This is a genomic window from Campylobacter sp. IFREMER_LSEM_CL2127 (assembly GCF_025771745.1).
Taxonomy (GTDB): domain Bacteria; phylum Campylobacterota; class Campylobacteria; order Campylobacterales; family Campylobacteraceae; genus Campylobacter_D.
On sequence record NZ_JAKMQV010000007.1, the window covers coordinates 26,666 to 39,354 of the forward strand.

The following is a 12,689-nucleotide window of genomic DNA, read 5'->3' on the forward strand; positions in this document are numbered from 1 at the left end:
ACTAAAATGAGGTATTTATGAGAGGGTTTTTACATTGTTTTTTTGCATTTTTGCTTGCAAGTTTATTGTTTGCTTGTTCTAAAAATGAAGATAAAAGCTCTGCTATAAGAGCTTATGGTTTTAATGAAAACACGCAAAGTATTTTTATAGAGTTTAATACTAATATTATTAATCAAGAAATAGGCGTTATAAAAGAAAGAGAAATTATTGTTAATAATCAAAAGACAAAAGTAAAATATGAGCTTGAAACACCCACAAGATTAAATATTTTTACAGCTTTAAAAGCAAATCAAGCATATGATATTTTTATAGATTTAAATGATATTTTAGCAAATGAAAAAGTGCAATTAAAAGTCCAAACTCCTTTTGAAAAACTAGATATTAAAGGATATTTTCAAAATATTTCAAATGATGAGAGTGTATTGCTTTTAAATATTCAAAGTTTTTATACTCTTAATAAAGATGAATTGTTAAAAGCTATTAAAATTACTGCACAAGAAAAAGAAATTCAAATAGATAAAATCATTATCCAAGGTGATATAGCAAGTATATATTCTAAAGCACTAAGTATCAAAAATACTAATACTAATGTAAAAGTAGTTTTTGATAAAGAAATTTTAGGTTTAGAGAAAAATATAGATTTAGAGTATATTTTGCTTGCAAAGAGCGAATTTGTTTTTCAAAATGCAAATATAGTTAATAAAAACATAGAATTGCTTTTTTCTCAAAATATTTCACAAGATCAGAATTTAAAAGAATTGATTTTTATTACCCCAGAAGTAGATTTTAAAGCATTAGCTTTTGGAAATAAAATCAAGCTTACAGGTAATTTTTCCCCAAATAAAACTTATGAAATTCAACTTGCTCAAGGGATTAAAAGTGCTGATGGAATTAGTACAAAAGAAAATTACAAAACTCAAGTAAGTTTAAAAGACTATGAGCCTGCTATAAGTTTTACAAATCAAGGGGTATTTTTATCTAGCAAAGCGAGTAAAAAAATAGCTTTTAAGAGTATGAATATTAAAAAGGTTCGTTTGGAAGTTTATCAAGTATTTTCAAATAACTTAAGTGAATATTTAAGATATAAAAATCTTCAAGGTGCTAAAAATTTAAGCGATTATGATAGTGATATTTTTTCAGAGAGTGATTATACTAGTGAAATAGTGTTAAAAAAAGACTTTGATATAAAAAATACCAAAAATCAATGGCAAGAAAATGAGATAGTGTTAGATGGTTTAAAAGATTTAAGCGGTGTGTTTATAGTCAAGCTTTATTTTAAAGAAGAAGATGTTGATTATGTTTTTGATGAGGGAATGGAGAGTTGGAAAAAATATAGATTTTTTAACCAAAAAGCAAAAGTAAGCAAGAACTTAATTTTTTCAGATATAGCTTTGATTGCTCAAAATTTAAATAAAAAGCTTTTTGTAGATGTGAGAGATTTTACCACGCAAAAGGCTTTAGGTGGGGTTAAGGTTGATGTTATTAGCAAAAGCAACCAAGTTTTAGTTTCTAAAATGAGTGATGATAATGGTTTGGCTGTTTTTGATGATATTGATGAATCAAAAGCTTTATTTATCATTGCTTCAAAAGATAAACAAGCTTCTATCTTGCGCTTAAGTTCACCTTTATTATATGATGGTTTTGATGTTGATGGTTTTGATTTAACTTCTCAAAATAAAGTATTTATTTATACAGAAAGAGGGGTTTATAGATCAGGTGATGATATCCATTTAACTATGGTTGCAAGAAATGATAAAGGAGTTGTTAATCATCCTATATTTTTAAGTTTTTTTGATCCACGTAATAAAAAGCTTTTAGATAAAATCAAGCTTGAACCTTTGAGTAATGGAACTTTTTATAAAAAGATTTCACTCGATCAACAAGCTTTAAGTGGAGTGTATTTAGCTAGAGTAGAATTTGCAAATATGGTTTTTGATAAAGAAATTTTAGTACAAAATATAGTGCCAAATCGTATAAAAGTATCCATGCAAGCTCCAAAAAGTATAAAAGAAAATGAAAAATTAGATTTTAATATTAGCTCAAAATATCTTTTTGGAACACCAGCAAGTAATTTACAATATCAAGCTGATTTATTTGTAAGTAAAAAAGAATATAAAAATTCAAAATACCCAGAATACATTTTTTCAAATCCTAGTGTTTTAGTACAAAAATATCAAGATAATTTAAAAGGTATGTTAGATGAAAATGGCTTTACAAAGCAAGAATTTATTTTAAATGACTTTTTAAAAAATACCCCATATAATTTAGAAGCTAGCATAAGGGCTAGGGTTTTTGAAAAAGGTTCAAGATCGGTTGAAGCACTTGTAAATTCACAAGTAATATTGCATGAGTATTTTGTAGGTATTAAGCGTTTAAAAAATCACTATTTAAGCTCAGGTTCTATTATCAATTTTGAAGCCATTGTGAGTGATTTAGATGAGAATTTGATAGCAAATAGGGAAATTAAATATACTATTTATGCAAATGATTATTCTTGGTGGTGGGATTATGATAATTATGATGATTTTTTAAAATCACTCAAAAAAGATAAAAACACACAAATCATTGCTCAAGGAAGTATTTTAAGTAAGGATAAACCGGTTAAAATAGAATTTGATCCAAAAGAATATCATGGTGAAATGTTCATAGAACTTGAAGATGTACAAAGTAAAACAAGCACAGGAGAGTTTTTTTATATTAGTAGTTTTGGTGCGCCAAGTAATGCTGATATAGTGAGTTCTTTAAAAATAAAAAGTGATAAAAAAGAATACAAGCCAAATGAAACAGCTTTTATAGAATTTGAAAGTGTTAAGGGTGCAAAAGCTATTGTTACTTTAAATGATAATGCAAAGGTTTTAAAACGCTTTGTGGTAGATACGCATGAAGATATTACAAAGGTTGAAATTCCTATTCTTAAAGAATATATGCCAAATGTTTATGTGAGCGTGATTTTACTTCAAGATTATGATCAATACACTAATGATAGAGCCTTAAGACTTTTTGGTGTGGTGCCTTTAAATGTAGTAGATGAGCAAAGTAAAATTGAACTTGATTTAAAAGTACCGGATAAAATCATGCCAAAACAAGATTTTGAAGTAGAAATTCAAAGTAAAAACAAGCAAAGTTATACTTATACTGTAGCTATTGTAAATGAGGGCTTGCTTGATGTGAATGCTTTTAAAACCCCAGATATTTGGGGGTATTTTTACCAAAAAACACGCTTTAACATGAGTATATATGATACCTATGATAAAATCATTGCTAAAAATATTTCTAATGCTTCTAAGGTATTAACTACGGGCGGTGATGTTTTCTTAGAAAGTAGAGCAAATAAAAGCAAAAATGATGAAAAAGCAAGACGCTTTAAACCTGTTGTATTGTTTCAAGAGCCAGTACAAAGTGATGAAAATGGTTATGCAAAATTAAAATTTAATATGCCATCATACTTAGGTTCGGTTAGAGTTATGGTAGTGGCAAACAACTTAGCAGGTTTTGGTAGTGCTTCTAAAGATATCCAAGCTAGCGCACCTGCTGTAATGCTTGAAACTTTGCCAAGGGCTTTAAGGCTTGATGATGAGTTTAAGTTTTTGGTGCAAGTATTTAAAGTAGATGATGATGTAAAAAATGCAAAACTTAAATTAAAAACAAAAAATTCACTCATAAATTTTGAAAAAGATGAAATTTTAATTGACTTTGGTAATGAAAAAAGCAAAGATATTTATGTTAATGCAAAAGTAAATTCAAACAAGCTTGGAGTAGAAGAAATAGAGTTAAGTTTAAATGCAAAAGATTACACCTATACTCAAAATACGCAAATTGACATAAAAGCGCTAAATACCATTACTTATGAGGGTAAATCTTTTAAAATTCCTGCAAATACTTCTATGGAGTTTAAAATCACACAAGATTATATTAATCCAGTGGCGTTTTTAAGTGTGAGTTCTAAGCCTATTTTAAATATAAATCATAGATTAAAATACTTGCAAAATTATCCTTATGGATGTATAGAGCAAAGCACTTCAGCAGTTTTACCACAACTTTTTTTACAAAAACTTGATCAAGGAGCAAATGAGCAAAAAAATATTAACAATATCAATGCATTGTTAAGTAAATACGCAAATTTCCAAACTGCTAATGGTGGTTTTGCTTATTGGCAAGGACTTAAAGATTCTGATGCTTGGGGAAGTAATTATGCGGGTATGTTTATGATTTTGGCTAAAGAAAGAGGCTATTATGTGAGTGAGGGTATGTTTAAAGCATGGCTTGATTATCAAAAACGCTATGTTTTAAAAGCTCAAACAAATAAAGAAATAAGAATAAATTCTTTATATCTTTTAGCCTTGGCCAAAGAGCCAAATTTAAGCATAATGAATGCCATTTATGAAGATAGTGCTTATTTGCAAAGCTTAAACAATGTGAGTCTTTGGCAACTTAGTGCAGCTTATAAATTAGCAAGTTTTGATGAGGTAGCTTTAAATATAGCTAAAAATTTAAGCACAAAGCCTGATGAAAAAGCTAATTATACTCATACTTATGGATCTTTTCTAAGAGATGAAGCTATTATTGCAAATGCGTATAAAATAATCTATGGTAAAGATAATGATGAATTATTAGATGATATTAAAAAAACTTTAGAAAGCCAAGCTTGGCTTAGCACTCAAAGCACAGGCTATGCTTTATATGCTTTGGCAAATAGCTTTAGCGATGAAAACTCTAAAACTATCAATGCAAGAGTAAAAATTAATGGTGAGGATAAAAAGCTCAATACGAGTTTTTCTAAATTTGAGTTTAATCAAGGTAGCGCTTTGATAGAAGCTAAAGAAGATACTTTTGTACATTTTGGAGTAGAGGGTATTAAAAAAGGTATTGCCGAGCCTTTTGCGCAGCGTATGTATATAGAAAGAAGTTTTTATGATGAAAATGGAAATAAAATAGATGAAAGCACTATAAAAAGTTCTCAAATTTTTTATATGAAATTAAAAATATCAAATAAAAATTATCCAGGCGCTTCTAATATAGCTTTAACTCAAATTTTACCAAGTGGATGGGAGATAGTGCATGATCTTTTAGATGATGAAACTCCTGATTTTGTGAAAAATTCTTATTATGATTTTGTCGATATAAGAGATGATAAAATCATGTATTTCTTTCCTTTATATTCTGATGAATCAAGAGAATTTTTTGTGAAATTAAGTGCTGTTACTCCAGGTGTTTATACTTTGAGCGGAGCTTATGCTGAGGCAATGTATGATAATGCTTATAAAGCTTTAAGTGAGAGTAAAAGAGTCAAAGTAGTGCAGTGAAAATCAAAATAAGCCTTGCAATATGCTTTTTAAGCCTATGTTTTTACATAGGCTTAGTTTATTTTAGTTTTGATAGCAAGGATTTATTTAAAGGCACTTATAGCAAGGTTTTACTTGATAAAAACAAAGAAATTCTTAGTGTATTTTTAGATGCTAATGAACAATGGCATTTAGAGAGTGATTTTATACCACAAAAATTAAAAAGTGCAGTTATTTTATATGAAGATAAAAATTTTTATTCTCATTATGGAGTAGATTTTTTAGCACTTATAAGAGCTTTTAAAAATAATCTTTTTTCAAGTAAAAGAAGTGGTGCAAGTACAATTTCTATGCAAACAATCAAACTTCTAGAGCAAAATAAACGTACATATTTTAATAAATTTAACGAAATCATCAAAGCTTTTGCTTTAGAAAGTGCTTATGAAAAAGATGAAATTCTAAAGCTTTATTTAAACAATGCCCCTTATGGAGGAAATTTAGTAGGTGTTGCAAGTGCGGGTTTGTTTTATTTTGAAAAAGATTTAAAAGATCTTACTTGGAGTGAAGCAGCCTTGCTTGCTGTGCTTCCTAATAATCCAGGTTTGATTAATCTTGAAAAAAACAAAGATAAGCTTTTAAAAAAACGCAATGTTTTACTTGATAGGCTTTTTGAAAAGGGATATTTTTCTAAAGATATTTTAACTCTTGCAAAGGCTGAAAAACTTCCTAGTTTTAAAGCAAGAAAAAACTTAGCTCCGCATTTAGCACGTAGGCTTTTAGCGGATAAAGAAAAAATCGTTTCTAGTATAGATAAAAAAATTCAAATCAAATTTGAAGAAAAAGCTAAAGAATATTCTTATAAACTACAACAAAAAGGCATAAAAAATCTAGCTATATTGTTAGCAGATACCAAAACAAATAAAGTTTTAGCTTATGTAGGATCTAATGATTTTTATGATTTTGCAAGTTTTGGTCAAGTTGATGGGGTGATGGCAAAGCGTAGTGTGGGTTCAACCTTAAAACCTTTGCTTTTTGCTTTTGCCATAGATGAGGGGCTTGTAGTGCCTGAGTCTTTAATGCTTGATGTGCCTACATTTTTTTCTAATTTTGCCCCGCAAAATGCAAATAAAAAATATCATGGCCTTATTAGCGCAAAAGAATCTTTGCAAAAATCACTTAATATCCCTTTTGTAAGCTTGCTTGCAGAATATGGGTATGAGAAGTTTTTTTATAAACTCAAAGATATTTTAGGTTTTGAAGATGAAAATTTTAAAAAATATGGACTTTCTTTGATTTTAGGTACAAAAGAATTGAGTTTAGAAGATATGGTAAAAATTTATCTAGGACTTGGAAATTATGGAAATTTTAAAGAGCTTTTGTATGAAGAAAATACATTTACTAAAAAAGATAAAAAACTTATTAGTGATGGAGCAAGCTTTTTAACCTTACAAACCTTAAAGGATTTAGATAGAGCAGGTTTAAGACAATATGATTTTAATACTATCATCTCTTGGAAAACAGGTACAAGTTATGGTAGAAAAGATGCCTGGGCTATAGGAACTTCTCCAAAATACACTTTAGGAGTATGGGTTGGAAATTTTAATGGCGAAGCAAATGCAAATTTATATGGTGTGAGTATAGCAGGAGAATTGTTTTTTGAGCTTTTAGCTTTACTTGAGGGAGTTAATTTAGAATTTGAAAAATCTAGTGATTTGGTTACTATAAAGATAGAAAATCAAACAGGGTATAGATATGATTATAAATTTGATTTTAAAGAGGTACTTTACCCACAAAGTGCAAATGTTTTAAGGACTTCACCATTTTTAAAAGAAGTTTTTATGTATAAAAACAAAGAAGTTGATTCTTTAGATGAAAATTTCATCCATGCAAAGAAAAAGATTATATTAAATTTACCTTCTAATGCACAAGCGTTTTTTGCAAAAGAAAGGCAAAATTTGCAAAATTATAATCAAAATTTAAAAATTATTTATCCATTAGATAATCTTAATATCATTTTACCAAAAGATTTAAAAGGTTCACAAAAATTATTAATAAAGCTTACAAATCCTAGAAAAGAAAAGCTTTTTTGGTATTTAAATCAAGAGCTAATTTTCGAAGGTAAGGAAGAATCTTTGGCCTTAAATTTAAAAAAAGGTAAATATACTCTTAATATTATTAGCGAAAATGGACAAAGTGATTTTGTAACTTTTAATATATTTTAAATATAAATAGTAAAAAATACTAACTAAAAATACATTACCCCCACCCCTTTTTTTTATTTTATAGTATTTTAAGCGATAAAAAATAAAAGTAATTACAATTCTTATAAAATAAATAAAAATAAAATAATTTTTTATATTTTTTTAATAAAAATTATTTATAATAACAAGAATATTTTACCACTTAATATCTAAGGAGAGAAAATGCGAAATTGGAGTCTTGGTGCAAAAATTGTCTTCGTGGCAATTATTACTGTTATTTTAATTTTGAGTGCTTTGTCTTTGCTTATTATTAACAGATCTACTGCTATTTTAAACACGCAGATAGAAAATACACTTACAGCTTCTGTACATCGCTATGGAAATCAAGCTGAAGCAAGTATCAAGTCTTTATTTGTAAGTGCTATTGGTACTCAAAGAACATTAAACAATCTTATTTCAGAAGGTGCTATAAACCCAAAAAGGATAGAAAATATTCTAGGGGAAGCTATTGATGCAAACCATGATGTATCTTATGGTTATTATTATTTGCAAGATGGTTCTGTATATAAAAATTTAGGTGTTGATACAAAATACTTTACAAATAATAATGAATTTATGATTTTGATGAAAGATAATGACGCAAATAATGCTGGCGGTATGCAAACTATAGCAGCGAGTGAAGAAATAGCTTCAACACAAGCTATTAAAAATTTAATGGGTGGTGATAAGCTTTATTTTGGTGAACCAAGATGGTATAACATCCAAGGTAATAAATTTTTAGGACTTAATGTAGCTGCACCTATTGTAAATAAAGAAGGCAAGGCAATAGGTGTTGTTGGTATGCTTTATGATCTTAAACCTATTGCAGATTTTTTAAATGATCCATCAAGATCAATTTATCAAGGAGCAAGAAGGATTTTAATAGCAAGCAACGGTGTTATAGCTACACATCCAAATGCAGATTTTGTTACGAAGAAAATTACGGATGTTAATAAAAATGCAGCTCATGTGATAGAAGCTCAAAAAACTATACATGCAGGAGCTATTGATTATATAGCAGATGATGGCAGTGAATATCATGGAGCTATAAGGGTGTTTGAAGTGTGGCCAAATACTGGAATTCATTGGGCTATGTTGGCTGTTGTGCCTAATGAATCTGTGTATGCACCAATCGTAGATCTTAGAAATATCATCTTGGTAAGTTCTGTTATAGCGGTTATTTTTATCGTGATTGCAATCAGTGTTTCTGTAAAAAGAATTGTTTCTATTAGAGTACAAAGACTCCAAAGTCATTTAATGAAATTTTTTAGATACCTAAATCATGAGGTTGCAACAGTAGAAGTTTTAAAACCTAGATATAATGATGAAATAGGCAAAATGGCTGGTGTGATTAATGATAATGTTCAGTATATTCAAACTTGCTTGGAAAAAGATGACATTACTGTGCAAAATATTTTAGAAGTTTCTTGTGAAATAGAAAAAGGATATTTCACTCAAAGAATAGAGGCAAATCCTGTAAATCCAAAACTTGTAGAATTAAAAGAAGTGTTAAACAAAATGCTTGAGGATATGGAATTAAAAATAGGTAGGGATTTAAATGAAATAGAAAGAGTTTTTGCAAGTTTTAAAAATCTTGATTTTTCCGATAAGCTTGAAAATGCAGAAGGTGAGATAGAAAAATCACTTAATGCAGTAGGCGCAGAGATTAGAAAAATGCTTCAAGCTTCACTAAGTCAAGGTGAAATGCTTCAAACTAAAGCTGATGCTTTAAAAGAGAGTGTTTTAAAACTTAATGATGGTGCGCAAAAACAAGCCGATTCTTTACAAGAAAGCGCAGCTGCAGTTGAAGAGATGAGTGCTTCTATGAATGCAGTAGCAGCAAGAACTGAAGAGGTTATTAAACAAAGTAGTGATATTAAAGATGTAACCGATGTTATTAGAGATATTGCAGACCAAATTAACCTACTTGCATTAAATGCAGCTATTGAAGCAGCACGTGCTGGTGAACATGGACGTGGCTTTGCTGTTGTTGCTGATGAAGTTAGAAATCTAGCTGAAAGAACTCAAAAGTCTTTAGGTGAAATAGAAGCTAATACTAATATCTTAGTTCAATCTATTAATGAAATGGGTGAAAGTATTAAAGAGCAAGCTTTAGGAATTTCACAAATTAATCAATCTGTTTCAGTAATTGATGGTTTAACTAAAGAAAACTCACAAATTGCTCATGCGACTAATTCTGTAGCTAATGAAGTTGATTCTATGTCAGCTGATATTGTAGCAGAGGTTAGAAGAAAGAAATTCTAAAAAACTACCCTTTAAAGGGTAGTTTAATCTATCAAATATTCTTGAATTTTATTTTTATCTTCAAAAGCCATACTTTGGAAAATTTTATCTTTAAAGCCTATTTTGTATTTTGTATTATTTTGAGTTTTAGCATAAGTTAGTGCTATGCTTAGAGCAAGTTCAAGATCTTGTGGATTGATGTTTTCATCCACCAAAGAATAAGCACCGATTAAATCAAAGAGTTTTAATTCTTCGTATTTTTGAGTTTTTAATTCTTTTAAAAATTGATTTTCTAACTCATTTCTACCTACTATCATTTTAGAGCCATTTGGAAGTCTTAAGTGGCGTCCGTATTTTAAAAGTTGAGCATCATTAACTTGCATATTTTTATCAAATTTAATGAAATCTTTGATTTTATTAGAAAAGCTCTCAAGTGTAAGCAAACATCCACCGCCTGGGCTTTCAAAATCTTCAAAACCAAATTTGGCAGCTAGTTCAAGTTGTCTTTTTCTACTTCTTCCGCTGATGTTTTCTAACTTTTCTCTATCAACCCAACCCTCACGCTCAGGTTTAGTTAAAGGTAAATTTTTAGCGCACATTGGACGCAAGATTAAATCTTCTTCATCAAGTGCTAGTTTTTTAACCTTAGCCATAGCATCATTTCTTTGACTCATAGGGCGTTGACCAACTACTTCTCCTGTGATGATAAAACTTGCATTTTCATCTTTTAACATAGAAAGAGCGGTTTTAAACATAAAAGCATGACAATCTATACAAGGGTTAAAATGTTTTCCATAACCATATTGAGGATTAAATAAAACTTCTTGCAAATATGCATTTCTTACATCTATCATTTCAAAACTAGCCCCTGCCATAGCAGCGCGTTTTGCCATGAGTTCGCTTTTATCGCTTGTGCCACCAAAGCCTATATTGATATTTAAAGCTTTTACTTCTATACCTTGAGAGCTTATGAGTTTTATAGCAAGCATAGAGTCAAGCCCACCGCTAAAAAGTGCTAATGCTTTCATTTTTTCCTTTCGAAATTTTTGGCATATTGTAATGAATATTTTTTAATTTTTGTGCAAGTTTTTATTTAAAAAACTTCTTCTTCAAAGTTATAATGAATTGCTTTTTTATCTTTGATATTTTTTTGTAGTCTATTTAAAAACAATTCCAAGCTTTCCTCATCATCTAAAAAATGCACGCTTTTTAAAACTTCTATCAAGTGATTAAAAAAAACTTCATCATTTTGATAGCTTTTTTTGATTTTTTCTAAATTTTGATTGAGTAAATTATAAATTTGTTTTTTAAAGGCTTGTTTTAAATTTAAACTTTTTAATTTATTAAAATATGCAAGGTTGATCTTGCAAATAGCATATAAAAATTCTTCTAAATTGCTTAAGTTTTTGATATTTTCAAATTCATAAAGTTCTCTTATACTAGGATCTTCAAAGTTCTTTTGCTCTAAAATAGCTTTAGTAATATCTTGGTGTAAAAAATATTCTTTTGCGCTTAAAAGCTTAAAAAGCCCTATGGTTTCATTATTTTCATATAAAAATTTCAAAAGCTCTAACTCGCTTATATTGTTGATTTTACTTTGTTTTATAGGATTAATGAAGCTTATTTTTCTTGTATTTTTAGAAAGTTTAATATCATTAATATTTACGCCCAAAAGATTTGCTACTAAAGTAGTGTAGGAATTTGCTATTAAAGGCTCAAGGTTAAAAGTATATTTTTGTACCTCTTCTAAAGCCTTTTGTTTGCTAAGTGCTGAGTTTAAATCACAACTTGCAATCAAACTTCTTATATAAAATTCTCCAAGCTCTATACCTTTTTCTAAAATATTAAAAAGTAATTTTTCTTGATGGCTTGCTACAAGTTCAGCCGGATCTTTTCCACCTTCTATCAAGACTACTTTTCCATCAATTTTTGCTAAACTTAGCAAATGTGCCGAACGCACAGCGGCATTAAGTCCTGCATTATCATTGTCAAAACACAAAATTACTCTTGCTTCTAATCTTTTTATTAAAGGTATGTGATTTTCACCCAAAGCAGTTCCCAAAACCGCTACAGCATTTTTAAATCCTGCTTTATGAAAGGCTATAGCATCCATATAACCCTCACAAATTATCATTTCTTTTTGTTTATAAATGGCATCTTTTGCTAAATTGAGTGCATAAAAAACGCGTGATTTATCAAAAAGTTTGCTTTGGGGAGAATTAACATATTTTGCCATATTTGTTTCATCTAAAGTTCTACCACCAAAGCCTATAAGCAAATTTTTATGATCATAAATACTAAAAGTAATGCGGTTGATAAAACTTGCATAAGCGCCATTTTCATTTTGTTTTATCGCACCTACCTCTAAAGCTTCTTCTTGAGTGATTTGCTCATTTTGTAGCAGTCTTAGTGTTTCATTGGAACTTGGCGCAAAGCCTAGTTCAAAGGTTCTAATATCCTCATCATTTAAACCTCTTTTATAAAGATAAGCTAAAGCTTCTTTGTTTTTAGCTAGGTTTTGTTTGTAAAAAGCATTAAGAGTAGGCAAGATATGAATGATGGATTTTTTATTATCTTGTTTTTGTGAGGTGTAAGTAAGTGAAAAATTACTCCATGAAGCAACTTTTTCCACCGCTTCAACGAAGTTTAATTTCTCATAATCCATTACAAATTTAAAAACATTACCCCCAGCCTTGCATGCAAAACAATGATAAAATCCTTTAATAGAATTAATATGCATACTAGGATTTTTATCATCATGAAAAGGACAAACGCAAACATAGCTTGAGCCTTGTTTTTTTACTTCAACATAATGAGCTATGATATCAACAATATCTGTTTTTTGTAAAAGTTGTTCTATACTTGCTTGCTCTATCATCTTTAAACCTTAAAGAAAATTATATAAGCATTTAGCTATAATTGT

The 12,689-nt window shown here is 29.1% G+C and carries 4 protein-coding genes and 2 pseudogenes; 4 read left to right on the forward strand and 2 right to left on the reverse strand.

Annotation, left to right across the window (positions count from 1 at the left end; genetic code table 11):
- Nucleotides 1-17: 17 nt before the first annotated feature.
- The 4 genes and pseudogenes from L8V77_RS05760 to L8V77_RS07705 form a co-directional block, all read left to right on the forward strand.
- The gene (locus L8V77_RS05760) at nt 18-5,303 is read left to right on the forward strand and encodes an MG2 domain-containing protein (protein WP_263707101.1); all 5,286 of its coding nucleotides are present in this window, start codon (nt 18-20) and stop codon (nt 5,301-5,303) included.
- Nucleotides 5,300-7,504 (forward strand): penicillin-binding protein 1C, encoded by a 2,205-nt coding sequence (gene pbpC, locus L8V77_RS05765; RefSeq protein ID WP_263707103.1) that lies wholly within the window; start codon nt 5,300-5,302, stop codon nt 7,502-7,504. Before L8V77_RS05760 ends, pbpC begins: the two co-directional genes overlap by 4 nt.
- A 201-nt stretch (nt 7,505-7,705) precedes the next feature.
- Nucleotides 7,706-8,338: pseudogene (locus L8V77_RS07700) on the forward strand (PDC sensor domain-containing protein); the annotation flags it as partial.
- Nucleotides 8,339-9,406: 1,068 nt separating this feature from the next.
- Nucleotides 9,407-9,787: pseudogene (locus tag L8V77_RS07705) on the forward strand (methyl-accepting chemotaxis protein); the annotation flags it as partial.
- Between the two features lie 23 nt (nt 9,788-9,810).
- On the opposite strand, the gene L8V77_RS05775 reads toward L8V77_RS07705, so the two are convergent.
- Nucleotides 9,811-10,794 (reverse strand): MnmA/TRMU family protein, encoded by a 984-nt coding sequence (locus L8V77_RS05775; protein ID WP_263707106.1) that lies wholly within the window; start codon nt 10,792-10,794, stop codon nt 9,811-9,813.
- 65 nt (nt 10,795-10,859) lie between these two features.
- The gene (gene dnaG / locus L8V77_RS05780; RefSeq protein WP_263707109.1) at nt 10,860-12,644 is read right to left on the reverse strand and encodes a DNA primase; all 1,785 of its coding nucleotides are present in this window, start codon (nt 12,642-12,644) and stop codon (nt 10,860-10,862) included.
- Between the last annotated feature and the right edge of the window lie 45 nt (nt 12,645-12,689).

Coding starts and splice junctions, on each gene's coding strand:
- L8V77_RS05760 (WP_263707101.1), top strand. CDS start 18: ATGAGAGGGTTTTTACATTGTTTTTTTGCATTTTTGCTTGCAAGTTTA.
- L8V77_RS05775 (WP_263707106.1), bottom strand. CDS start 10,794: ATGAAAGCATTAGCACTTTTTAGCGGTGGGCTTGACTCTATGCTTGCT.
- dnaG (WP_263707109.1), bottom strand. CDS start 12,644: ATGATAGAGCAAGCAAGTATAGAACAACTTTTACAAAAAACAGATATT.